Source organism: Flagellatimonas centrodinii, from assembly GCF_016918765.2.
Lineage (GTDB): Bacteria > Pseudomonadota > Gammaproteobacteria > Nevskiales > Nevskiaceae > Polycyclovorans > Polycyclovorans centrodinii.
Map to the genome: position 1 here is coordinate 3,206,652 of NZ_CP092104.1, position 22,906 is coordinate 3,229,557.

Annotated in this window: 23 protein-coding genes; 1 reads left to right on the forward strand and 22 read right to left on the reverse strand. The window is 64.1% G+C overall.

The annotated features are described in order from the left end of the window. From JN531_RS15450 to ccmA, 16 genes are all read right to left on the reverse strand, one after another. Positions 1-720 carry a YebC/PmpR family DNA-binding transcriptional regulator gene (locus JN531_RS15450; RefSeq protein ID WP_228349746.1) on the reverse strand — a complete coding sequence of 240 codons (720 nt, stop codon included), beginning with the start codon at positions 718-720 and terminating at the stop codon, positions 1-3. A 9-nt stretch (positions 721-729) separates the two neighbouring features. Beyond that, positions 730-1,308 (reverse strand): YfaZ family outer membrane protein, encoded by a 579-nt coding sequence (locus JN531_RS15455; protein WP_228349747.1) that lies wholly within the window; start codon positions 1,306-1,308, stop codon positions 730-732. 22 nt (positions 1,309-1,330) lie between these two features. After that, a complete protein-coding gene (lpdA, locus tag JN531_RS15460) occupies positions 1,331-2,785 on the reverse strand; it encodes a dihydrolipoyl dehydrogenase (protein ID WP_228349748.1) in 1,455 nt (484 codons plus the stop codon). 31 nt (positions 2,786-2,816) lie between these two features. Continuing rightward, a complete protein-coding gene (gene odhB / locus JN531_RS15465; RefSeq protein ID WP_228349749.1) occupies positions 2,817-4,055 on the reverse strand; it encodes a 2-oxoglutarate dehydrogenase complex dihydrolipoyllysine-residue succinyltransferase in 1,239 nt (412 codons plus the stop codon). A 46-nt stretch (positions 4,056-4,101) separates the two neighbouring features. After that, a complete protein-coding gene (locus tag JN531_RS15470) occupies positions 4,102-6,948 on the reverse strand; it encodes a 2-oxoglutarate dehydrogenase E1 component (RefSeq protein WP_228349750.1) in 2,847 nt (948 codons plus the stop codon). A 77-nt stretch (positions 6,949-7,025) separates the two neighbouring features. After that, positions 7,026-7,910: a UTP--glucose-1-phosphate uridylyltransferase GalU gene (galU, locus tag JN531_RS15475; RefSeq protein WP_228349751.1), complete on the reverse strand. Its 885-nt coding sequence runs from the start codon at positions 7,908-7,910 to the stop codon at positions 7,026-7,028. A gap of 87 nt (positions 7,911-7,997) precedes the next feature. Next, the gene (locus tag JN531_RS15480) at positions 7,998-8,861 is read right to left on the reverse strand and encodes a MaoC/PaaZ C-terminal domain-containing protein (protein WP_228349752.1); all 864 of its coding nucleotides are present in this window, start codon (positions 8,859-8,861) and stop codon (positions 7,998-8,000) included. Between the two features lie 37 nt (positions 8,862-8,898). Continuing rightward, entirely contained in the window at positions 8,899-10,113 is a 1,215-nt protein-coding gene (gene ccmI / locus JN531_RS15485; protein WP_228349753.1) for a c-type cytochrome biogenesis protein CcmI, read from the reverse strand. Further along, entirely contained in the window at positions 10,110-10,544 is a 435-nt protein-coding gene (locus JN531_RS15490) for a cytochrome c-type biogenesis protein (protein WP_228349754.1), read from the reverse strand. The genes ccmI and JN531_RS15490 overlap by 4 nt, the downstream gene beginning before the upstream one ends. After that, the gene (locus JN531_RS15495; protein ID WP_228349755.1) at positions 10,541-11,059 is read right to left on the reverse strand and encodes a DsbE family thiol:disulfide interchange protein; all 519 of its coding nucleotides are present in this window, start codon (positions 11,057-11,059) and stop codon (positions 10,541-10,543) included. The genes JN531_RS15490 and JN531_RS15495 overlap by 4 nt, the downstream gene beginning before the upstream one ends. Continuing rightward, positions 11,059-12,987, reverse strand: coding sequence for a heme lyase CcmF/NrfE family subunit (locus tag JN531_RS15500; RefSeq protein ID WP_228349756.1), 1,929 nt, complete (start codon positions 12,985-12,987; stop codon positions 11,059-11,061). Before JN531_RS15500 ends, JN531_RS15495 begins: the two co-directional genes overlap by 1 nt. Next, a complete protein-coding gene (gene ccmE, locus JN531_RS15505) occupies positions 12,984-13,454 on the reverse strand; it encodes a cytochrome c maturation protein CcmE (RefSeq protein WP_228349757.1) in 471 nt (156 codons plus the stop codon). Before ccmE ends, JN531_RS15500 begins: the two co-directional genes overlap by 4 nt. Beyond that, complete coding sequence (gene ccmD / locus JN531_RS15510; RefSeq protein ID WP_228349758.1) at positions 13,451-13,594, reverse strand: heme exporter protein CcmD; 144 nt, start codon at positions 13,592-13,594, stop codon at positions 13,451-13,453. The genes ccmE and ccmD overlap by 4 nt, the downstream gene beginning before the upstream one ends. Next, entirely contained in the window at positions 13,591-14,334 is a 744-nt protein-coding gene (locus tag JN531_RS15515) for a heme ABC transporter permease (protein WP_228349759.1), read from the reverse strand. Before JN531_RS15515 ends, ccmD begins: the two co-directional genes overlap by 4 nt. A gap of 23 nt (positions 14,335-14,357) precedes the next feature. Further along, a complete protein-coding gene (gene ccmB, locus JN531_RS15520; RefSeq protein WP_228349760.1) occupies positions 14,358-15,023 on the reverse strand; it encodes a heme exporter protein CcmB in 666 nt (221 codons plus the stop codon). Then, the gene (gene ccmA, locus JN531_RS15525) at positions 15,020-15,604 is read right to left on the reverse strand and encodes a heme ABC exporter ATP-binding protein CcmA (RefSeq protein WP_228349761.1); all 585 of its coding nucleotides are present in this window, start codon (positions 15,602-15,604) and stop codon (positions 15,020-15,022) included. The genes ccmB and ccmA overlap by 4 nt, the downstream gene beginning before the upstream one ends. Before the next feature lie 92 nt (positions 15,605-15,696). Here ccmA and folD point away from each other — a divergent pair, with 92 nt between their 5' ends. Beyond that, positions 15,697-16,548 (forward strand): bifunctional methylenetetrahydrofolate dehydrogenase/methenyltetrahydrofolate cyclohydrolase FolD, encoded by an 852-nt coding sequence (gene folD, locus JN531_RS15530; RefSeq protein ID WP_228349762.1) that lies wholly within the window; start codon positions 15,697-15,699, stop codon positions 16,546-16,548. A gap of 4 nt (positions 16,549-16,552) precedes the next feature. On the opposite strand, the gene phoR is transcribed toward folD, so the two are convergent. The 6 genes from phoR to JN531_RS15560 form a co-directional block, all read right to left on the reverse strand. Continuing rightward, positions 16,553-17,908: a phosphate regulon sensor histidine kinase PhoR gene (gene phoR, locus JN531_RS15535; RefSeq protein ID WP_228349763.1), complete on the reverse strand. Its 1,356-nt coding sequence runs from the start codon at positions 17,906-17,908 to the stop codon at positions 16,553-16,555. A 2-nt stretch (positions 17,909-17,910) separates the two neighbouring features. After that, positions 17,911-18,603 carry a phosphate regulon transcriptional regulator PhoB gene (gene phoB / locus JN531_RS15540; protein ID WP_228349764.1) on the reverse strand — a complete coding sequence of 231 codons (693 nt, stop codon included), beginning with the start codon at positions 18,601-18,603 and terminating at the stop codon, positions 17,911-17,913. A gap of 76 nt (positions 18,604-18,679) precedes the next feature. Continuing rightward, complete coding sequence (gene ffh, locus JN531_RS15545; protein ID WP_228349765.1) at positions 18,680-20,044, reverse strand: signal recognition particle protein; 1,365 nt, start codon at positions 20,042-20,044, stop codon at positions 18,680-18,682. 416 nt (positions 20,045-20,460) lie between these two features. Then, on the reverse strand, positions 20,461-21,000 hold the full coding sequence (locus JN531_RS15550; protein WP_228349766.1) for a hypothetical protein: 540 nt from the start codon (positions 20,998-21,000) through the stop codon (positions 20,461-20,463). 320 nt (positions 21,001-21,320) lie between these two features. Beyond that, positions 21,321-21,959: a dihydrofolate reductase family protein gene (locus tag JN531_RS15555; protein WP_228349767.1), complete on the reverse strand. Its 639-nt coding sequence runs from the start codon at positions 21,957-21,959 to the stop codon at positions 21,321-21,323. 143 nt (positions 21,960-22,102) lie between these two features. Continuing rightward, positions 22,103-22,531 carry a tetratricopeptide repeat protein gene (locus JN531_RS15560; RefSeq protein ID WP_228349768.1) on the reverse strand — a complete coding sequence of 143 codons (429 nt, stop codon included), beginning with the start codon at positions 22,529-22,531 and terminating at the stop codon, positions 22,103-22,105. Positions 22,532-22,906: the final 375 nt, after the last annotated feature.

A 22,906-nucleotide genomic window follows, 5' to 3' on the forward strand; every position in this document is an offset into this window, starting at 1 on the left:
TCAGACCGGCAGCTCGGCGTTGCTGTACACCTCCTGGACATCGTCCAGCGCCTCCAGGCGTTCCAGCAGCTTGGCGACCGCTTCGGCATCGTCGCCGGTCACGGCAATCGTGGTGGCGGGGCGCTGGCCCACCGATGCCTCGAGGATCGGATGGCCGATCGCTTCCAGCGCCGCCTGCACCGCCGTGAACTGTGTGGGCGTGGTCACCACTTCGGTATAGCCATCTTCGCTGATGACATCGTCGGCACCGGCGTCGAGCGCGGCCTCGAGCAGCCGTTCCTCCAGCGCCGCATCGTCACCGGTTTCCAGCACGATCTGGCCCTGCTCGGAAAACAGGTAGGACACCGAGCCGGTGGTGCCGAGACTGCCCCCCTGCTTGGAGAAGGCATGCCGCACCTCCGCCACCGTCCGCGTCGGATTGTCGGTCATGCAGTCGACCATCACCGCCACGCCGCCCGGGGCATACCCCTCGTAGCGGATCTCCTGGGTGGCATCGGCACCCTCGCCCGCCGCCCGTTTCACGGCACGCTCGATGGTGTCCTTGGGCATGTTGGCCTGCAGCGCCTTGCTGATGGCCAGACTCAGCCGACCATTGGTATCCGGCTCGGCCCCACCGGTGCGGGCCGCCATCGAGATTTCCCGAATCAGCTTGGTGAACAACCGCCCACGCTGGGCATCCGAAGCGCCCTTGCGTGCTGCAATACTCGGTCCGCGACCCATGGGCGCCCCTCAGAACTTGAGGCGGAGGCCGCCGTGAAGGCCGTTGTCGACGGTCTCCTTGCCGGCCGGATCATATTCATGACGGATATAGCGACCGCCGATGTAGATCGAGCCGCCGCGGATCACCTCGTAGCCGATATCTCCGCCTACTTCGGTGTAGCCGTCGAGATCGCTGAAGGCGGTGATGCTGGGGGCGTGAAACGCGTAGGCACTGACGCTGAAGCGATCCGCCTGCGGAAACCGGGCTTCCAGCTGCCCGCCCACCGCGAATACGCCACCATCGAGCGGGCCACGGTCGATGTAGATGAGACGCCCGCCGAGCCCGGCCGCAAGGTCGAAGCCCTGGGCGCCGGCGTCGCCGGTCAACAGAAAACCACCGTGAACCTGCAGCAGGTCCTCGGGCTCATCGTCAGGCCGGGTCAGCACGCCGAGGTCGTACTGCGCCCCGGTATCCCGCACCTTGGGCAGGGGCCCCGACAATTCAGCCGAGAAGCTCTTGTCACCGAAATTGATATCCACCACCTCGGCCGTGGCCAGCGGGGCCACCAGGGTCAGCACCAGCGCGGCAATACCTGCCTTGATCTGCATGAGTTTTTGCTCCAGGGCCGCCTCAGGCGGCCTTTTTCTTGTTGAGGGCATGAATGGCACGTCCGTCCACGGACAGCACTGCCTCGTGGAAGTTTTCGGACAGCGTGGGATGGGCGTGCATGGTCAGCGCGATATCTTCGCAGGTCGCGGCAAACTCCAGGCCAAGGACCGCTTCGGCCAGCAGTTCCGACACATAGGGTCCACACATGTGGACGCCGAGAATGCGGTCGGTCTTGGCGTCGGCGATCACCTTGATGCTGCCGTTCGCCGCCTCCAGCGCCTTGGCGCGGCCGTTGGCAGCAAACGGTGTGGCGCCGGTCTTGACCTCGAAGCCCTGCTCCTTGGCCTGCGCTTCCGTCAGCCCAACCCAAGCGATTTCGGGAGTGGTGTAGATCACGCTCGGCACGGCCTTGTAGTTCACCTGGGTGTGGTGTCCAGCCAACTGCTCGACCAGGGCCACACCCTCCTCGATCGCCTTGTGGGCGAGCATGGCGCCGCCGATCACATCGCCGGTGGCGTAGACCCCCGGCAGACTGGTCCGATAATGCGCGTCGACCTTGATGAAGCCACGCTCGTCGAGCGCCAGACCCACCTCGTCGGCCCCCAGGCGGTCGGTGAACGGCCGTCGACCGACGGCGACGATCAGCGTGTCGAAGGTCTCGGTGTGGGTCTTGCCGCCCTGCTCGTAGCTGACCTCGACCTTGCGGCTCTTGCCCTTGCCCGTCACCTTGGTGCTGCTGACCTTGGCGCCCAGACGGATATCGAGCCCCTGCTTGGTGAACTGACGCTGGGCATCCTTGGCGATTGCCGCATCCACCATCGGCAGGAACACATCGAGCGCTTCGAGAATGACCGTCTCGGCACCAAGGCGCGCCCAGACACTGCCCAGCTCAACGCCGATCACGCCGGCACCGATGATCCCCAAGCGCTTCGGCACCGCAGTGAAGTCGAGTGCGTCCCAGGAATCGACGATCACTTCATGATCGAACGGCGCCACTTTCTTCAGCTCAACCGGTTCCGAGCCGGTGGCGACGATGATGTGCTTGGCGGTCAAGGTCTTCGACTCGCCAGCGTGCGAGGTGAACTCCACCTTGCCATCGCCCAGCAACTTGGCCCAGCCCTCGAGCCCGGTCACACCGTTGGCCTTGAACAGGCCGCCGATACCACCGGTGAGCCCGCTGCTGATCTTGTTCTTGCGGGCCTGCATGGTGGCGAGATCGAAGCTCACCTTACCGGTCTCGATGCCGTGCAGTTTCAGCTCGTGCTGCGCCCGATGCACCATCTCGGACGATTCCAGCAGCGCCTTCGAGGGAATACAGCCGGCATTCAGACAGGTGCCACCGTAGGCGGGTTTGCCGTCCCGGTTCAGCCAGGCATTGATACAGGCGACCTTCATACCCATCTGGCCCGCGCGGATGGCGGCAGGGTAACCGCCGGTGCCGCCGCCGATGACGATGATGTCGTAGGACTCGCTCATGATGAACTCTCGTGTGCTCGGAATGGGGGGCTCACAGCTGCAGCAGCAGCCGCGCCGGGTCTTCCAGACATTCCTTGATGGTGCGCAAGGCCAGCACGGCCTCGCGGCCGTCGATGATGCGGTGGTCGTAGGTCATCGCCAAATACATCATCGGGCGGATGACAATTTCGCCGTCGATCACCACCGGCCGCTCGGTGATGCCGTGCATGCCGAGGATGGCGCTCTGCGGCGGGTTGAGGATGGGGGTGGACATCATCGAGCCGAAGATGCCGCCGTTGGTGATGCTGAAGGTGCCACCGGTGAGGTCGTCCATCGTCAGCTTGTTGTCGCGGGCACGACTGCCGAACTCGGCGATGGTTTTCTCGACTTCGGCGAAGCTCATCTGATCGACATCGCGCAGAATCGGTACCACCAGCCCGCGCGGGCCCGATACGGCAATGCCGATGTCGTAGTAGCCGTGATAGAGAATGTCGCTGCCATCGACCGAGGCGTTCACCACCGGGTATTTCTTCAACGCCTCGACGGCGGCCTTGACGAAGAAGCTCATGAACCCGAGCTTGACCCCGTGGGCCTTCTCGAAGTCACCCTTGTAGCGGCCTCTCAGTTCGGTCACGGCCTGCAGGTCCACTTCATTGAAGGTGGTCAGCATGGCGGCCGTGGTCTGCGCCTCGACCAGACGCTCGGCGATACGCGCGCGGATGCGCGTCATCGGTACCCGCTGCTCCTCACGCGCTCCCGCCGCCGGACGTGACGGGGCGGTCGGCGCCGCGGCCTTCGGGGTCTCGGCCTTGGGGGCGGCCTTGGCTTTGTCCGCATGCGCCTTGACGTCTTCCACCGTCAAGCGCCCACCCTTGCCGGAGCCGCTGATGTCGGCGGCCGACAGGCCGTGCTCCGACAACAGCTTGCGCACCGCCGGCGACTGGCCGTCATCGGTGGCGGTCGGACGCGCCGCGGTCTCGGCCTTGGCGGCTGGCGCCGGGCTCGGGGCCGGTGACGGCGTGGCCTCGGCTGCCGGCGCCGCGGCCTTGGCTTCACCCGGCTCAAGAATGCCCAGCACATCGCCAGACTGCACGGTGTCGCCCGCCTTGACGCGGATTTCGCTGAGGGTGCCGGCCTCGGTGGCCGGCACTTCCAGCATCACCTTGTCCGTCTCCAGATCCAGCAGGTTCTGGTCGCGGCTGACGGTATCGCCGGCCTTGACGTTCCAGGTCGCCACCGTGGCGGATGACACCGACTCCGGCAGCTGCGGGACCTTGATCTCGATACTCATTGCATGTCCTTGGGTTATGCGTTCTGGAAAAGATCCAAATGACGAATCAAACAGTCTGTCCGCCGTGCAGGGCGGCGGCGACCACTTCTTCCTGTTGCTTGTTGTGCACCTTGAGATAGCCGACCGCCGTGGTGGCACTGCCCTTGCGGGTGGCGTAGTGCAGAGTGTGCTTCGGCCCGAGGTAGGCAGCCAGGCGATGCTTGATCTGATACCAGGCACCCTGGTTCTCGGGTTCTTCCTGGCACCACACCACCGTCTTTGCCTTCGGGAACATGGCCAGTGCCGCCTCGTAGTCCTCGTGCGGGAATGGATACAGCTGCTCCAGTCGCACCAGGGCGACGTTTTGCAGGCCTTCCTTTTCCCGGGTCTGGTACAGGTCGAAATACACCTTGCCGGCGCAGAAGACGATGCGATCGACCTTCTTCGGATCGACCGCGGTATCGTGGATCAGCGGCTGGAACCGACCCTGGGTCAGTTCCTCCAGCGTCGATACCGACAACGGATGGCGCAGCAGGCTCTTGGGGGTCATCACCACCAGCGGCAGCTTGAGGCTGCGCTTCATCTGCCGCCGCAGCATGTGGAACATCTGGGCCGGCGTCGACGGCACGCAGACCTGCTGGTTGTTTTCCGCACACAACTGCAGGAAGCGCTCAAGCCGCGCCGAGGAATGCTCCGGGCCCTGCCCTTCGTACCCATGCGGGAGAAATACCGTCAGCCCGCAGAGACGGCCCCACTTGGCATATCCGGAGCTGATGAACTGGTCGAACAGCACCTGCGCACCATTGGCGAAATCGCCAAACTGGGCCTCCCAGATCACCAGCGAATCGGGGTCGGTGGTGGAGTAGCCGTACTCAAAGCCGAGCACGCCTTCTTCCGACAGCAGGGTGTCGTTGACCACAAAGCGCCGCTCCAGCGGGGTCAGACGCGACAGCGGGGTCAGACGCTCGCCGGTCTTGGCGTCGTAGATGGTGGCGTGGCGGTGAAAGAAGGTGCCTCGCCGCGAGTCCTGGCCGGACAGGCGCACCGAAAAACCTTCGTTGACCAGGGTGGCATAGGCCATGGTCTCGGCGAAGCCCCAGTCCATCGGCTGCTCACCGGCGGCCATGCGGGTGCGATCTTCAAAAATGCGGGCAACCCGGCTGTGCAGCGTGAACCCGTCGGGTGGCGTCAGCAGCTTTTTCGACAGGTTGCGAATCATGCTGGCACTGACGGCGGTATCGGTAGCGGTATCCCAACTGCCCTTCTGGTGCGCGCTCCAGTTCACCGTGTGCTTGTTGCCGACCATCCCCAGCGTGACGCGGGCGATGTTCTCCCCCTGATCGAGACCGTCGCGGTAGGCCTGCATCAGCGCGTCGGCCTCTTCCGCACTGACCAGTTTCTCCTCGGCCAGCTTGCGCGCGTAGAGGGTCATGGTGGTGGGGTGCTGCTTGATCGCCTCGTACATCTGCGGGCTGGTCACCGAGGGCTCGTCGGCCTCGTTGTGGCCGAGGCGGCGGTAACAGCAGATATCGATGATCACATCCTTGTGGAACTCGTTGCGGAAGTCGACCGCCAGCCGTGTGGCGTACACCACCGCTTCTGGGTCATCACCATTGACGTGAAACACCGGTGACTCCAGCATCTTCGCCAAGTCGGTGCAGTAGCGGCTGGTTCGCGCCTCGCGGCCCAGTTCAGCTTCGATCGGGTTCGGGGTGGTGAAGCCGATCTGGTTGTTGACGATCAGGTGCACGGTGCCGCCGGTGGCATAGCCCTTGGCCTGTGAGAGCTGCAGGGTTTCCATCACCACCCCCTGTCCGGCGAAGGCGGCGTCGCCATGAATCAGGACCGGCACCACCCGCTGGCCGAGCTCGTCGTCGCGGCGGACCTGCCGCGCCTTGACGCTTCCCTCGACCACCGGATTGACGATCTCGAGGTGCGAAGGGTTGAACGCCAGCACCAGATGGAGGCGCTTGCCCTGCACCTCGACGTCGGTGGAAAACCCCATGTGGTACTTGACGTCACCGGCGCGACTCAGTGATTCGGCCGAGTACTTGCCCTCGAATTCGGCGAACAGTTCCTTCGGTGACTTGCCGAGCACGTTGACCAGCACGTTGAGGCGGCCACGGTGGGCCATGCCGATCACCACCTCTTCGACATCGCGCGCCGCGCAGGTGTTGAGAATCTCGTCCATCGCCGGCACCAGCGACTCGCCGCCTTCCAGCGAGAAGCGCTTCTGGCCGACATACTTGGTGTGCAGAAAGCGCTCGATCCCTTCTGCCGCCACCAGTTGCTTGAGAATCTCCTTCTTGCGCTGCGGCGTGGCCTTGGGCTCGAAGGCCACCGATTCCAGTCGGCGCTGGATCCAGCGCTTCTCGGCGGTCTCGGTCAGGTACATGTACTCGGCACCGATGGTGTCGGTGTACACGTTCTTGACGATCTTCAGAATCTCGCGCAGCGGCAGTCGATCCTGCGCGGCCAGCGTGCCGGTATTGAACACGGTATCAAGGTCGGCGGCGGTGAGGCCATGGAAGGACGGGTCAAGGTCGGGGATGGCCGCCGGCTGCTGCAGACCGAGCGGATCCAGCCGTGCCACCTGGTGACCGCGCATGCGGTGATAGTTGATCAACCGCAACACCCCGGCCTGTTTTTCCGCCGCCTGGGCGTCAAAACCGCTTTCCGCTGCCGCCAGCCGCCGGGGCTCCCGGGCCAGACGCTCGAACCGCGCCACCACCGGCCCATGGGGCACATCCCGCAAGGTGTCGCTACCGCCTAGCGAGCGGAAGTAGGCCCGCCAACTGGGATCGACCGACTCCGGGTCTTCCAGGAACTGCTCGTAGTACGCCTCGATGTACGGGGCGTTGGCACCCTGTATCGAGGAGGACTCGATAAAACTGCGGTACCTGCTGCCACTCATGACCGTTACCTTTGGCGCCCTTGCGCCATGATGGTGTGAAAACTGCCGGCGGTCCCTCGCTCCAACGATTCTCGGCGCTATTCCTTGTGCCAGTCGGCCGTCAGCTTCTGCAGGTACTTGCGGAAGTCGGCGGCCAGATCCGGATGCTTGAGACCATATTCGACATTGGCTTCCAGATACCCCAGTTTGGACCCGCAGTCGTAGCGCTTGCCTTCGAACTCGTAGGCCAGCACGGTCTGCTCCTGGATCATCATGCTAATGGCATCGGTGAGCTGAATTTCGCCACCGGCCCCGCGGGGGGTGCGTTCCAGCAACTTGAAGATGCGTGGCGTCAGAATGTAGCGGCCCACGACCGCCAGATTCGAGGGCGCGTCTTCGGCCTTCGGCTTCTCGACGATGCGGCGAATTTCGCCCAGCCCGGGACCGACCGGTTGCACGTCGACCACGCCGTAGCTGGAGATTTCCTCGATCGGCACCTGCTGGGTGGCAATCACCGAGGTACCGTATTCCTGGTAGACCCGCTGCATCTGCGCCAACGCCGGACGCAGCTTGCCGTCGATGAGGTCGTCGGCGAGGATCACCGAGAAGTCTTCATCGCCCACAGCCGGCCAGGCACAGAGCACGGCGTGGCCGAGGCCGAGTGCTTCCGCCTGGCGGATGAAAATGCAGGTGATGCCCGGTGGCAGGATCTCCTGGACCATCTCCAGCAGTTGGGTCTTGCCACGTTGTTCGAGCTCGGCTTCCAGCTCGTAGGCCTTGTCGAAGTGGTCCATGATGGAGTTCTTCGACCGACCGGTTACAAAAATCAGTTCCTCGGCACCCGCGCTGATGGCCTCCTGGACGGCGTACTGGATCAGCGGCTTGTCCACCACCGGCAGCATTTCCTTGGCGCTGGCCTTGGTGGCCGGCAGGAAGCGGGTTCCCAACCCCGCCACGGGAAATACGGCTTTGCGGATGCGCATGCAGGCTCCTTGATCGATGTGCAGAAGTCCCGGCAAACGGTCGGCTTCACGACTGACCGAAGCGACGCGCCGGAATGTCCACACAGTCTACCGCAGGGCGCCCGTCAAATGGACCTTGCTCGACTTTTGCGCGAGGAGCCAGAAGCGAACACCGTCGGATTCCGGCAGGGATTTAAGCGAGACTGTCGCCGGCAGCAGCAGTGGCTGCTTGAATTGCACCTCGAGCACTGTCGGCGGTGTGGCGAGCTGGTCCTCCAGGGCACCAACGCAACGGGCCAGGCTCCACATGCCGTGGGCGATTGCACGGGGAAAGCCGAACAGCTTGGCGGTGGCGGCGTAAAGGTGGATCGGGTTGTAGTCCCCGGACACCCGCGCATAGCGGCGGCCGGTATCCGCGGCAGCCTTCAGCACGTCATAGCGCGCCAAGCGGGCATCGTCGGCATTGGCAGCAGGCGGCGGGCGTTTGCCCCCGCTGGCACCGCCCCCACGCCGGTGGATGATGGTGGTGACGGCCGTCCACACCACCTCGCCATCAATGGTGACATCGGTGAGCAGATCGAACTCCAGCCCGGCGCGAACCTCGCGCGACGCGCCGATCCGCACCTCGGCATCCCAGGTCTCGCCAGCACCGATCGGTCGGCGCTGCTCGATCCGGTTGGAGACATGCACCAGCCCCAGCAAGGGCAGCGGAAACTTGGGCTGGGTCATCAAGGTCATGTGCAGGGCAGTCACCGCCACCTGCGGAAAGGCGATCGGCAACACCTCGGAAGGGGTGATCCCACAGACCTCGCAGTAGGCCGCCAGTCGTGCCGCGTCCGGTCGCACCCCGGCCAGCCGAAGCGCCAACGGGGGCAGCCGGCTAAGTTTCCCCGGCTTGCGGGTGGCTGACGCCGCCGCCTTCAGGTAGAGCGACAGGGGTGAGGGAAGATCGTGCAGAGTCGCGGTCATCATGCCTCCAGCATCAATGGTTAACGCAGTCAGAAATGGCTCAGGGCGTGGTCGACGGACCATCCCCCACCCTCGAATCCAGCACCAGCCGCTGCGGCGTGGTCACCGGCAGTTGCAGCCGCAGACGGCCTTCCGGGTCACCCGCCTGCGCGGTGACGTCCACCCCGGTGCCAAGGCGGGCGGTCAGCTCGACTTCGGCAAACCGCGACAATCGAAGCTCGGGGGTCATCGCATCGGCGTCACCCAACGTCACGGTGACGGGGAACGCTTCGGGCTGCATTCGCCGGACCGCCAGCGGCATCGGCGGGCCGTCCACTGCCTTGGCGAACACCCACAGCACCGGCCGCTCGCCAAGGACCTCGCCGAGCGCCGGGTCCAGCAGGATTTCCACCGTCACCGCGACGTCGGCCGGTGCCGCCGCTCCGCCCCATTCCTCAACGCCGCGGACCACCACCTGGCGGACCTGGGGCGGCAGTTCGTGGACCTCCAGCAATCGGCTCCAGCGCGCACGGGCGAGCTCGATATCGCCGCTCTGCGCAGCCGCCATGCCGCCGTAGAAAAGTGCCTTGCCGTGATCGGGTGCCAGCGCCAGCGCACGTTCGATGCGCTCACGTGGCGGCCCCCGCAGGTCCTGCTGCCGTTCGGCGGCCATCGCTTCGGCCTCGGCCACCCACCAGTCCGGCTGATCGGGCACCAATGCGGTGGCACGGGCCCACGACGCCGCCGCGGTTGCCGGGGCCCCGCTCGCCATCTGCAACTGGGCCAGCGTGGCCCAGGCCTCGGCATCGTCGGGTGTCTGTTGCAGCCGCGCCTGCAGCTCGACCTGACTGCGGGCCATCGCCAGACGGGCACCGGTCTCGGGATCGACCCGGGCAATCTCGATGTCGTTGGCGAGGCTCCAGCGCGCCTGCTGGCTGTATCCGACCGCTGCCGCAACCGGCACCAGCAGTATCCACAGCCAAAGCGGTCGACGACGGCCGCCGCCAGCGACCACAGCCGCCGCGCCGGAATCGGTGTCCGCCAACAACCGTGCGCCTTGTTCAGCCCGCAACTGCTCGGCGGCCTCCGGGTCCAGGATGCCGCCGACGAGCTCCTGGTCGATCTCGTCCATGCGTTGACGATAGGTCGCGACGTTCAGCGCTCGTCGCTCGGCCTCGTCTGCCGGTCGCTGTCGCCACCACGGTAGGCACAGCAACACCACGGCGATCAGGGCAACGGCCGCCATGGCCGCCAGGGTCATGAGGGGAGTCATCATCGGCGGTGCTCCTCCAGCAGTCGCTTGAGGGCATCCGCATCAGGGGGCGCTGGCGCCGCCACCACACGCCGACCCTGCCGCCAGACCACGGCGAGCCCCACCAGCACCAACAGAAACGGCCCCAGCCACAGTAATGCGGTACGCCAGCGGAAAGGGGGGCGATACAGCACGAAATCGCCATAGCGATCGGTGAGGTAGTCGCGGATCTGGTCGTCGCTGCGCCCGGCGGCCAGCTGGGTCGCCACCTGTTCCCGCAGGTCCTGCGCCAGCGGCGCATTGGATTCGGCAATACTCTGGTTCTGGCAGACCAGACACCGCAGCTCGTGGATCAAGCGCTGATAGCGGTCGGCCTCTACCGCAGGTGTTTCCGCGACCGCGGCACAGGTCAGCATGAGCCCGCCCAACATGACGCCTGGCCACATTCGGCTCATGGGGTACCCCCGGCAAGGCGCGGCAGAAATTGCGCCGACCACACCGCCTCGGTGAGCGGGCCGACATGCTTGTAGAGGATCACCCCGGCCGCATCCAGCAGGTAGGTCTCCGGCACCCCGTAGACCCCCCAGTCGAGCCCGGCATTGCCTTCGGCATCACGGGCAATGGTTGCGTAAGGGTTACCGTGGCGGCCGAGCCAGCGCCGGGCATCGTCAGCGCCATCCTTATAGTTCATGCCGATCAGACGAACGGCACCCTCACGCGACAGTCGCATCAACAGCGGATGCTCCTCCAGGCACGGCGTACACCAGCTCGCGAAGAAGTTGACCAACACCGGGGTGCCATCCAGATCGGCCGTTGACAGCGTCCCCTCGCCATCCAGTCGCGGTAACGAAAAGGTCGGCGCCGGCTTGCCGATCAGCGGGCTCGGGACGGTTCGCGGATCCAGGGTCAACCCGATGCCCAACAGCACCAGTAGCACCAGCAGCGCAGCGGCGGGCAGCAGGAAGCGCATCAGTCACCCGCCTTGGCAGACAGCCGATAGCGGCGATCACTGATCGCCAACAGCCCGCCCAACGCCATGATCACACCGGCCCACCAGACCAGCCGCATCATCGGCTTGTAGTAGAGCCGCAGCGCCCATTCCCCCTGATCCCCGATCGACTCGCCGAGCGAGGCATAGAGATCGCGAAACGGAGTGTGGTCGACATCGGCGTCAGTCATCACCTGGCGCGCGCCCCGATAGAAGCGCTTTTCCGGATGCAGCGTCGCCAACTCGCGATCGCCCTTGCTGACGCGCAGCACGCCGCGCTCGGCGTCGTAGTTGGGGCCATCCACCGGGGTCACGCCATCGAAGGTGAAGTGGTACCCGGCGAGGTCGGCCGATTGCCCGGGGCCGAGGCGGACATCGCGCTCGATGCTGAACTGGCTGACGAAGGTCACCCCCAACACCAGAACTCCGAGTCCGGCATGGGCCAACGACATCCCCAGTACCCCGCGCGGCAACGGCCGTCGGGTCTGACGCCAGCGCCGCAGGGGTTCCGCCAACGCCGCCACCAGGGTCCAGCTGCCCAGCCAGGCGCCGGCCACCACCCCCACCCCCCATCGCACGCTCATCAAACCAACGATCGCGACAGCGAGTATCACTGACAGGGCTGCCGGCGTCCGCAGCCGCGCCCACACGTCGGACATCCGTGCGCGCTTCCAGTTGACGGCGCCGGCAAGCCCCACCAGCACCGCCAACGGCAGCGTCAGCGGGACGAAAACCGCGTTGAAATACGGGGGGCCAACCGACAATTTGCCGAGACCCAGGGCATCGGCCAGCAGCGGCCACAAAGTGCCCAGCAGCACCGCGGCGGCCGCCACCACCAGAAAGACATTATTGAACAGCAGCAGGCCCTCGCGAGACCACAGGGTCATCGGTGCCGGGCTGGCCAGTCGAGGTGCACGCCAGGCATAGAGGCCGAAGGCGGTACCGAGAACCACGGCCAGAAACCCAAGAATGAACACCCCGCGTGCCGGGTCAGTGGCAAAAGCGTGGACGCTGACCAACACCCCGGACCGCACCAGGAAGGTTCCCAGCAAGGACAAGGCAAAGGCGAGGATCGCCAGCAACACGGTCCAACTCTTGAGCAGGCCGCGCTTTTCGGTCACCGCCAACGAGTGAATCAGCGCGGTCCCCACCAGCCACGGCATGAGACTGGCATTCTCGACCGGGTCCCAGAACCACCAGCCACCCCAGCCCAGCTCGTGGTACGCCCACCATGACCCCAACGTGATCCCCAGGGTCAGGAACAGCCACGCCGCGGTGGTCCAGGGGCGGGTCCAGCGCGCCCAGGCCGCATCCAGTTTTCCGGTGATCAGCGCTGCCAGCGCAAAGGCGAACGCCACCGAAAACCCGACATAGCCCATGTACAGCAAGGGCGGATGAATGATCAGCCCCGGATCCTGCAACAAGGGATTAAGGTCCTGCCCGTCAGCAGGGATCGGCAACACGCGTTCGAACGGATTGGAGGTCAAGATCATGAACAGCAGAAAGCCGATGCTGATCGCGCCAAGCACCGACAGCACGATGGCACTGACCGGCAGCGGCAGCCGCCGGTTGAACAGTGCGACGGCGGCGGTCCAGCCCGCCAGCATCAGCACCCACAAAAGCAGCGACCCCTCGTGCGCGCCCCAGACCGCCGAGATGCGATACGCCAAGGGCAGTTCCGAATGGCTGTTGCTGGCGACGTAGGCCACCGAGAAATCACCCACCACGAACAATGTCGTGAGGCAGACGTAGGCGAGCGTCACCAGACCGAACTGCACCAGTGCAGCCGTGCGCCCGAAACGCATCGCGACGGTATCGCCCCGCCAGACGCCGTAAGCGGGCAGCAGGGCCATCAACACCGCCACCGCCAACGTCAACAGCAGCGCAAAATGCCCGAGTTCGGCGCTCATCCGTCCTGCGCCGCCATCGCCGCCTTGAAAGGTTCGCAGGAGTGTCCGGTATCGGTTTTCAGCGATGCCGCCAATTCCGGCGGCATGTAGTTCTCGTCGTGCTTGGCCAACACCTCGTCGGCTGCGAACACGCCGTCATCGGCCATGTATCCGCTGGCGACGATGCCCTGCCCCTCACGAAACAGGTCGGGCAGGATGCCGTCATAACGCACCGGCAGGCTGCGAAGACAGTCGGCCACGATGAAGTTGACAGTCAGCCCATCGCCACGGTGCAAGCTGCCGGTCTCCACCACGCCCCCCAACCGCAGCCGTGCGGTGGCGGGCAATTCAGACGCCAACAGGTCGCTAGGCGTGACGAAATACATGAGGTTCTGGCGAAATGCCGTAAACCCCAGCGCGGCCGCAACGCCGAGCCCCAGCAACACGCAGGCCACGGTGATCACCCGCCGTCTCTGGGTTCGCGTCACGCGGCATCCTCCAGTTCGCGCAGGCAGGCTTGTCGTGCGGCGCGCGGCGACCACCAGATCCAGCTGTAAACCGCCAGGGCAGCACCAAAGCTGCCCCACACGTAGGCCGCATAGCCGCCCATATCCAGGAACTCGTTCATCCGCCAGTGTCCTCTCGTAGTGCCACCACCCAGCTGCTGGACCGCTCGCGCAGCAACAGCTGGTTCTGGGTTCGCCGCAGTATCGACTGCGCTGCCAGCAGCAGGGTTCCCAACAGGCAGGCGTACAACGGCATGGCCATGTCGAAGGAGATCGACGGCGCGCCGATCTTCAGCACAGTAGACCCCTGATGCAGGCTGTTCCACCAGTCCACGGAATACTTGACGATCGGCACATTGATGGCGCCCACAATGGCCAGCCAGGCGCCGGCGCGCGCAGCGCGGCGCGGCTCCTCGATGGCCTGGGTGATGAGCATCACGCCGAGGTAGAGAAACAACAGGATCAACTCGGCGGTCAACCGCGCATCCCAAACCCAATAGGTGCCCCACATCGGCTTGCCCCACAGCATGCCGGTGACCAACGCCAGGGCGGTGAGCCCGGCGCCCACCGGCGCCGCCGCCACCAACACGCATTCGGCCAACTTCATCCGCCAGATCAGGGCTACCGCCCCGGCAACCGCCATGGCCGAGTAGACCGACAGTGACAGCGCGGCGGCCGGCACGTGGACATAAATGATGCGAAATGCGTCGCCCTGCTGGTAGTCAGCGGGCGCCAGCACCAGGCCGGCGAACCAGCCATAGCCCAGCAGCAGTGCCGCTGCCGCGCCCAGCCAGGGGGCCAAGCGTTCGGCAAAGCGAAAGAAGCTGGGCGGTGAGGCAAGCCGATGGAACCATGTCCACATGGCGGAAAAGCACTCCGTTGAACTCAGTCAAACGCGTTGCGCAGGGCGCTCGCACAGGCCCACGGCAAGGCAGTCAATGCCAGGGCGACCAGAAATCCGAGAAAGTATAGCGGAGCGACCGCGTCGGCTCCGTCAATCGCCGCACGCACGCTGCCGCCACCGAAGATCACCACCGGCGCCAACAGCGGCAACACCAGCAGGGGCATCAGCGCCCCGGCGCGCGGGAGGCCCACTGCCAGGCTGGTGGCCAACCCGCCGAACAGCACCACCAGCAACGTGCCCATCAGCAGACCGGCCAGCAGCACTGGCCAGACCGCCACCGGCACCCCGAGGGCGCCCGCGATCGGCAGTGCCATCAGCGCCACAGGCACCCCCTGGACCAACCAGTGCGACAGCAGCTTGGCGAGCACGATCAGCGCCAGCGGGGCGTCCGCCAGACACCACTGTTCCAGCGTGCCGTCCTCGAACTCCGGTTGGAACAGGCGGTCGAGGGACAGCAGCAGCGCCAGCAGCGCGCCCACCCACAGCATCGCGGGTGCAAATTGCAGTACCGCCGGATCATTGGGGCGCGCGCCGAAGGCGAACAGCATGGCCACCAACAGGTAGAAGGCCAACGGCAGCAACAGATCGGTCGGCTGCGCGCGCGCCAGCCGCCATTCCCGCCGCATCAAGCCGAGCCACATGTTCATGGCGATCGCAAGTCCACCGTCTGTACTGCAGCAATGCTGCCGGGCAACGGCTGGTGGCTGGTCACCAGCAGCGCCCCGCCCTCCGCGATGTGGGAATTGACCAGGGTGGCGACGAGTTCGAGCCCCTCAACGTCGAGTCCGTCCAGCGGCTCGTCGAGCACCCACACCGGGCGGGCCGCCAGCAGCAGCCGCGCCAATGCCGTGCGACGCCGCTGTCCGGCAGACAGCTGGCGGCAGGGTCGGTGCCGCTGCGGGTATACCCCCAGCGCACGCAGGGCCTCGGCCGGGGCTGACGACACATCGGCCTGCAGGTCGCACCAGGCCTGCAGGTTTTCCATTGGGGTGAGCGCCGCCGACAAGCCGTTGCGATGCCCCAGCCAGTGCCGGGCTGCGGCAGCGGTCACCTGCCCCTGCCACGGTGTACGGAGTCCCGCTGCCACTTCCAGCAGGGTGGTCTTGCCGGTGCCATTGGCGCCGGAAAGGTGACAGACCCGACCCGCATGCAGTGTCAGGTCGAACCCCTCGACCAGCGCTCGCCGGCCGCGACCTGTGGTGATGCCGGAGAGGGTCAGAAGCGCCATGGGCGCGCAGTTTACGGGATCGGCCCGCCACGGCCTACGCAGTATCGGAACGGGCTGTCTACACTATGCGCCCCTCCCCGCCCCCCGGTGCCATGAGCGCGCAACTGATCGACGGCAAGGCCGTTGCCCAACAAGTCCTCCAGCGGGTCGCCGATGGCGTTGCCGCACGCTGCGCCAGCGGCGCCCGCGCGCCCTGTCTCGCCACCGTGCTGGTGGGTGCCGATCCGGCGTCCGAAGTCTATGTGCGCAACAAGCGGCGCGCCTGCCAGCAGGTGGGCATCCAGTCGCTGCCATTGCATTTCGACAGCGACGTCAGTGAAGCCGACCTGCTGGCCGAGGTCGACCGACTCAATGCCGACGCCGGGGTGGACGGCATTCTGGTGCAATTGCCGCTGCCGGCACACATCAACAGCATTGCGGTGACCGAGCGCATCGTCGCCCACAAGGACGTCGATGGTTTTCACCCCTACAACCTGGGACGGCTGGCGCAACGCCTGCCGGTGCTCCGCCCCTGTACACCATGGGGCGTGATCGAGCTGCTGCGGTCCGTGGGCGAGCCGTTCAAGCAACGCACTGCGGTAGTGGTGGGCGCCAGCAACCATGTCGGCCGGCCAATGATGCTGGAGCTGATGCTGGCCGGCGCCACGGCCACCTGCTGTCACCGATTCACTGCCGACGTCCCGGGCGAGGTCGCCCGCGCCGACATCCTGGTGGTGGCCGTCGGCAAGCCGGGCATGGTCAAGGGCGCCTGGATCAAGCCCGGCGCAACCGTCATCGACATTGGCATCAACCGCTTGGATGACGGGCGCCTGGTCGGCGACTGCGATTTCGAGACCGCCCGCGAGCGGGCCGCCTGGATCACGCCGGTGCCCGGCGGTGTCGGGCCGATGACCGTGGCCATGCTGATGCAGAACACGCTGCAGGCAGCGGGGCTGAACGACTGAGCCCTCAGGCGGTCGTGGTCGCGGCCATCCGCCGCACGCGCTGCGCCGGAAATTCGCAGGAGAACGTGCTGCCGACGCCAATCTCGCTTTCAATGCTCAATCGGCTGTCGTGGTGCTCCAGCACGTGCTTGACGATCGACAGCCCAAGCCCGGTACCGCCGCTGGCCCGCGAGCGCCCGACATCGACCCGGTAGAAGCGTTCGGTCAGCCGCGGGATGTCTTCCTGGGCGATGCCGATGCCGGAATCCGCCACCGAATACACCGCACCGCCCGACGGCAGGGCCCGGCAGCGAATGCGGATAACCCCCGGCGGCGGCGTATAGCGCACTGCATTGCCCGCAAGGTTGGCGAACAGACTGACCAGTTCGATTTCCACCCCCAGCAGTTCGAGGTCGTCGTCGATATCCAGCTCGAAACGGTGCGGCGACTCGGTGCCACTCAATAGCCGCGCCTCGTCCACCACCCGCTGCACCAGCGGGCGTACCGCAACCCATTCATGGCGGGACTGGATATCCGACTCCAGCCGCGCCAGCTTCAGCATGTCATTGATCAGCGACTCCATGCGGACCGACTGGCTTCGCATTTCCGCCAGTGGCGTCGCCCAGTCCGCCAGCGGTCCGCCAGCGCGCGACTCCGACACCATCATCTCGAGATACCCCTTGAGCACAGTCAGCGGGGTCCGCAACTCGTGCGAGGCGTTCGACACGAAATCGCGGCGGGCCGACTCCAGCCGCCGCAGCTCGGACACGTCCCGCAGGATCAGTAGCCGCTGCTGTTGCCCGTAGGGGATGACACGGGCAGACAAGGTCTTGGTGCGGTTGATCGGCGACGGCATCTCGATCTCGGCCGAGAAATCACCCTTCTGCAGATAGTCGGTGAAGCGCGGGTGCCGCATCAGGGTGGCCACGCGCAAGCCGATATCGAGGGTGCGCAGGCCGAGCAAGGTCTGCGCGGCGACGTTGAAGCGGACAATATCGCCGCGTTCGCTGAGCACGACCGCGCCGTCCGGCAGGGCAGCAGTGGAGGCCTGGAACTCGGCCAGCATGCCGGCCAGCCGCTTCTTCTTGCGCCGGCTGCGGCGATGCATTTCCGCCAACCGGTCAAAGGCCTCGCCCCACAGCCCGCCGGGCTCCGGCAACTCATGCCGTTTGGGGCTCGACAACCAATAGAGCAGCGACGCCAGATAGCGATACTGGATCGCCAGGTAGCCCCCCAGCACCACCAGAAAGCCCCAGATCGCTCCCGAGAACACCGACCCGACCAGCGCTCCCAACCCGCAGAGCAACAGGACCTTCACCAGTTCCTGCCGCCACGCCGCACGCATTCGCAACTGCTCGGCGGTGCGCGTGACGGTCCCCATGCTCAATACTTTTCGGAAAACCGGTAGCCGGTCCCGCGCACGGTCTGGATCATGTCGGCATAGCCGAAGGGCTCCAGTGCCTTGCGCAGACGGCGAATATGAACGTCCACCGTCCGCTCTTCGACGTACACGTTCTGCCCCCAGACCCGATCCAGCACCTGTTCACGGGTGTAGACCCGCTCGGGATGGCTGACGAAGAAGTGCAGTAGCCGGTATTCGGTAGGCCCCAGCTTCACCGGCTGCCCCTGCGCGGTCACGCGCTGGCTGGCCGCATCGACCTCAAGCCCGTTGACCGCCAGGCGCTCCTCCTCGCCTCCCGGCATGCTGCGACGCAGCACCGCCTGGATGCGGGCCAGCAGCTCGGGGAACGAGAACGGCTTCGAGACGTAGTCATCGCAACCGGTATTGAGGCCGCGGATCTTGTCCTCCTCCTCGGCGCGCGCGGTCACCATGATCACCGGGATGTCGCGATTCGAGGCCGAACCCTTGAGTTCGCGCGTCAGTTCGACCCCGCTGATGCCCGGCATCATCCAGTCCATGAGAATCAGATCGGGGCGCTCGTCAGCCATCCGCAGTCGGGCCTCCTGCGCCGAACCGGCCTCGGCGACCCGGTACTCCGCGCGGGTCAGGGCAAAGCGCACCATCTCGCGGATCGCCGCCTCGTCCTCTACCACCAGGATCAACTTGTTTTGCATTCCTATCGCCAGATTACACGTCACAAATCAGGCTATTAGCAACTGGTTACAAAATTGTGACAGCGACGGGTGCGCCCTAGCGGCGCGGCATCATGCCGGGCGGCAGACGCCCGGCCAGACCCCGCATCATCTTCGCCATGCCGCCACCCGCCACCTTCTTCATCATGTCGCGGGTGCTCTCGAACTGCCGTAGCAATTGGTTCACCTGCTGCACCTCAACGCCACTGCCCGCAGCAATGCGGCGTTTTCGTGACGCCTTAATGAGGTCGGGGAACCGACGCTCCTGCGGGGTCATCGAGTTGATGATGGCAATAGTGCGGCGGACCTGTTTACCGGTATCGACGTTCTTCAGCTGGGCCTGCATCTGCGCCCCGCCGGGCAACTTTTCCAGCAGCGAATCGATCGATCCGAGATTCTCCATCTGTTCCATCTGGTCGCGGAAATCCGCCAGATCGAAGCGCTTGTTCTTCTTCAGCTTCTCCGCCAGCTTGGCGGCCTTGTCCTGATCGACCTTGCGGCTGGTTTCCTCGATCAGGCTGAGCATGTCGCCCTGGCCGAGAATGCGATTGGCAATGCGGTCCGGGTGGAACACCTCCAGCTTGTCCGACTTTTCCCCCACCCCGAGGAACTTGATCGGCCGCCCGGTCACCTGCCGCACCGACAGCGCCGCACCGCCGCGGGCATCGCCATCCACCTTGGTCAGCACGACCCCGGTCAGCGGCACTGCCTCGGCGAAGGCCTTGGCCGTATTGGCGGCATCCTGGCCGGTCATGCTGTCGACCACGAACAGGGTTTCGGTGGGCTTCACCAATGCGTGCAGGGCCGAAATCTCCGCCATCATCTCGGCGTCGACGGTGGTCCGCCCGGCGGTATCGATGATCAACACGTCCATGTACTGCCGGCGTGCCTCGGCAAGGGCCGCACCGGCAATGACACCCGGCTGCTCACCGACGGCGGACGGAAAGCACTCCACCCCGACCTGGCCGGCGACGATGCGCAACTGCTCGATGGCAGCCGGCCGGTAGACGTCGCAGGACACCACCATGACCTTCTTGTTGTCCTGCTCTTTCAGGCGACGCGCCAGCTTGCCAGTGGTGGTGGTCTTGCCCGAGCCCTGGAGACCCGCCATCAGGATGACCACCGGCGGCTGCGCCCGCAGATTCAGCGGTTCGGTGGTGCCCCCAAGGGTCTCGGTCAGCGCCTGCTGCACGATTTTCAGGAACTGCTGCCCGGGGCTCAGGCTCTGCGTCACCTCGGCGCCCAGCGCGCGGGTTTTCACCTGTTCGACAAACTGCCGGACCACCGGCAGCGCCACATCGGCCTCCAGCAGTGCCATCCGCAGCTCGCGGCTGGCGGTGTTCACCTGGTCTTCGGTCAGACGCCCCTGGCCGCGCAGGGCATCGAGCACACCGGAGAGACGCTGGCTGAGGGATTCGAACACGGCACACATCCAGAATGGGAAGGGCTGGAAGTGTAACGACGCCAGTGGCCCGGCGCTGCCAAGCTGCCCACTCCGCTAGTCGCCAGCGGTAGGCTCGTTTCCGGGGTTAGGGGACCCTAAGCCTTCCGCTAAGCGCTGCACTCGTAAAGGGAAGGACCCTTTGGCGAAGCACCTCAGAAACCTCGTCCTTCTTGAAGGGCCATCACGAACTCCTGGAGGTCTCGGGCTTCCCGTACGAGGCGAACGCGATCAACCTCAAGCGAGTAGCGGGTGGTTGGATCTAGCTCCACGAGTCGTTTCATGGGGTCCAACGCCCCGCATCAGGCGCGGCCCGGACCGAGAGGCAAAGCCGCGAAGGCTGGGACGTCGCCTGGAAGCGATGGTTGGGTCACGCGTCATTGGCGACCATCTCCGGCTCAGTCTGCCCGCGGGAGATACTTCTCATAACCCCATCCTGGATTTTCCTTGATCCAGATCGCCCAGTGCGCGCGATCCTTCTTCAGCCTGGCTTCCCAACCCCGCCACATATGTGAGAACCAGATATGAAGCCTCTTGCCCTCCTGCTTGAAACTCATAGGATGCCCAAGAACAAACTGAACCAGGGACCTATCCGACTGAATTTTGGCAATCGTTGAGTCGTCAAGCCGCTGCGCGTGAGCAAGGTGGTTTCGGATTTTTCTGACGCGATTGAGAGTAGAGACAATTTCAGAGTGTGACTTTGTCTTACCGACAAGAGAAAGGCTTTTGAAGATCTCAATCTTTCGAGCGAACGAGAGATTCGGAGCGATGAACTCCACAAAGTCATTGTATCTGGCTGTTGTGCCTCCGAACTCGAAGGCTAGGTAGCTATCCAAGGTCGCCTCCCAAACAGCGGAAAATTTGATGGCCTCCGCAATGATGTCGTTGGAACTCAACGCCTCTTTGAGTCGCAATGCTTCATCTTCAGCTTTCTTCACCCTGCATGTCTCCAAGAGACGCTGCGGTCACTATACCTAGTGGCCCAACGCCTACGTACAGGCGCGTTTGAGGCGATGTGCAGCCTTGCGGAAGCAAGGAACAATAGGGGACAGACCACGATTAATGACGAAGCTTCCGCAAATTGTGGTCTGACCCCAATTATTCGCTGCAATGATTTCTTAGCCCGCTGCACCCTCACCCTCCGCATTCCCGATTGCTGTGGAAACAGCCTGCAAAATATTCGGCGCTGCAGCGAGCGCCAGTTTAATTCAGCAAACGTACTTTGAGCGCCCGCATGATTGGCTATATTAGGCCGGCCTCATTGACGCACATAAAACAAGTGTGTGGCAGCTGGACTATCAAGAACCTTGTCAATGCGAAACTCCGGCCCAGCCTCACATAGGTTCTCAAAGAGACGCCGCCCACCGCCGAACAACACGGGTGCCAAGGCTATTTCCAATTCGTCAACGACACCCATGTTCAGGTACTGCTGAATCACATCGGCTCCACCCGCGATACGAATATCACGGCTGCCCGCGGACTCCCGAGCCAGCTCAAGGGCATGCTCCGGCCCGTCATTGATGAAGTAAAAGGTCGTCCCACCCGGACGCACCCAGGGTTCGCGTTCCTCATGGGTAAGGACGTATACCGGTGTATGAAACGGAGCCTCCTCTGGCCAGCCGCGCTCGCCACCGTCGAACATTCGCTTGCCCATAATGTTGGCACCAATGCGCTCCTTAGTGCTTCGAAGCAAGTCATTGACCGGGCCGGTCTCTCCGCCCGGTCCGAGTTTGAGGTTCTCGCGGAAGTACCGCTGGTTGAATATCCAGCCCATTAGCGCGCCCCACTTGGCGCCCCAGTTCTTATACTCAGGCTTGTCCCAATTCTCCATGGTCATTCCTTCCGGAGCCATGTAGCCATCAAGGCTAAGCCCAATGTTGACGAATACTTTGCTCATGAGATTTCCTACTGTGTGTTCGGATATCGGCCTAACGCCCAAGCTCAGCCGACCCCTTGCCGCAGCGAAGCGAAGGCAAGGGAACAATAGGGGACAGACCACGATTAATGACGAAGCTTCCAACAATTGTGGTCTGACCCCAATTATTTTGCTGCGTAACCCTTGAAGAATAGCTTGTACTTTGGATCTTCCTCTCTAAAACAATGGCCACGAGACATCTTGTTCGCGCGCTCGAAGAATTCATATGCTTTGTCAAGATCATCTTTTTCAAAATGAAGTGTCCCCAACCAAAAAAAAGGACCATCTTCATACTCAAGGTGAAACCCTGAATCTAGATACCCCTGCGTGAGACTGATTGCCTTATCAAAGCGACGCAGTGAGCGGAGAAGCGCCACTTCATGTGAAGTACATATGTAACTGCTATCCCAGCCGTACTTCGGCTCAGGGATAGCATTCCAGGCATCGTCGCAGAAACGCTCTGCTGAATCTTCATCACCTATAGCTATAGCCTCTTGCGCCTTTCTCAATAACGCATAGATCGGCTCGACATTCAGTACAGGTGGTGGATTCATCTGCCAAGAATTCCTGTTGCCTAACGCCTGAGCTCAGGTGCGTTTGAGGCGACGCCCGCTTTTGCGGCAGCAAAAGTGGGTAGCAGGTCAAGCGTCACCTGCAGCGATTTGTTAGATGCCATTTGCCCCCCAACGCTTCTTGAACAAAGCATCCTGAACATCTGGAAGCAGAACCTCAATCTCATGTAGCAACTCCCAATGGCCTAGTTTTCCCAAGCACCAGACGAACAAGCCAAATCGCTCGTCTTCCCTAGCGTACCCTAGAATTTTCTGGGCTTCTGAGTAGTCTAGCCCCAGTCCCAGCTTGGCTAAGAGGGTTCTACCCCGATAGCACGGACACTTTCGAGAAGGCCGACAATGGCCAAAAGGAGTGTT

Excerpts from the sequence above, each read along its gene's own strand:
- JN531_RS15450 (WP_228349746.1), bottom strand. The coding sequence starts at position 720 with ATGGGTCGCGGACCGAGTATTGCAGCACGCAAGGGCGCTTCGGATGCC.
- JN531_RS15455 (WP_228349747.1), bottom strand. The coding sequence starts at position 1,308 with ATGCAGATCAAGGCAGGTATTGCCGCGCTGGTGCTGACCCTGGTGGCC.
- lpdA (WP_228349748.1), bottom strand. The coding sequence starts at position 2,785 with ATGAGCGAGTCCTACGACATCATCGTCATCGGCGGCGGCACCGGCGGT.
- odhB (WP_228349749.1), bottom strand. The coding sequence starts at position 4,055 with ATGAGTATCGAGATCAAGGTCCCGCAGCTGCCGGAGTCGGTGTCATCC.
- JN531_RS15470 (WP_228349750.1), bottom strand. The coding sequence starts at position 6,948 with ATGAGTGGCAGCAGGTACCGCAGTTTTATCGAGTCCTCCTCGATACAG.
- galU (WP_228349751.1), bottom strand. The coding sequence starts at position 7,910 with ATGCGCATCCGCAAAGCCGTATTTCCCGTGGCGGGGTTGGGAACCCGC.
- JN531_RS15480 (WP_228349752.1), bottom strand. The coding sequence starts at position 8,861 with ATGATGACCGCGACTCTGCACGATCTTCCCTCACCCCTGTCGCTCTAC.
- ccmI (WP_228349753.1), bottom strand. The coding sequence starts at position 10,113 with ATGATGACTCCCCTCATGACCCTGGCGGCCATGGCGGCCGTTGCCCTG.
- JN531_RS15490 (WP_228349754.1), bottom strand. The coding sequence starts at position 10,544 with ATGAGCCGAATGTGGCCAGGCGTCATGTTGGGCGGGCTCATGCTGACC.
- JN531_RS15495 (WP_228349755.1), bottom strand. The coding sequence starts at position 11,059 with ATGCGCTTCCTGCTGCCCGCCGCTGCGCTGCTGGTGCTACTGGTGCTG.
- JN531_RS15500 (WP_228349756.1), bottom strand. The coding sequence starts at position 12,987 with ATGAGCGCCGAACTCGGGCATTTTGCGCTGCTGTTGACGTTGGCGGTG.
- ccmD (WP_228349758.1), bottom strand. The coding sequence starts at position 13,594 with ATGAACGAGTTCCTGGATATGGGCGGCTATGCGGCCTACGTGTGGGGC.
- JN531_RS15515 (WP_228349759.1), bottom strand. The coding sequence starts at position 14,334 with ATGTGGACATGGTTCCATCGGCTTGCCTCACCGCCCAGCTTCTTTCGC.
- ccmB (WP_228349760.1), bottom strand. The coding sequence starts at position 15,023 with ATGAACATGTGGCTCGGCTTGATGCGGCGGGAATGGCGGCTGGCGCGC.
- ccmA (WP_228349761.1), bottom strand. The coding sequence starts at position 15,604 with ATGGCGCTTCTGACCCTCTCCGGCATCACCACAGGTCGCGGCCGGCGA.
- folD (WP_228349762.1), top strand. The coding sequence starts at position 15,697 with ATGAGCGCGCAACTGATCGACGGCAAGGCCGTTGCCCAACAAGTCCTC.
- phoR (WP_228349763.1), bottom strand. The coding sequence starts at position 17,908 with ATGGGGACCGTCACGCGCACCGCCGAGCAGTTGCGAATGCGTGCGGCG.
- phoB (WP_228349764.1), bottom strand. The coding sequence starts at position 18,603 with ATGCAAAACAAGTTGATCCTGGTGGTAGAGGACGAGGCGGCGATCCGC.
- JN531_RS15555 (WP_228349767.1), bottom strand. The coding sequence starts at position 21,959 with ATGAGCAAAGTATTCGTCAACATTGGGCTTAGCCTTGATGGCTACATG.
- JN531_RS15560 (WP_228349768.1), bottom strand. The coding sequence starts at position 22,531 with ATGAATCCACCACCTGTACTGAATGTCGAGCCGATCTATGCGTTATTG.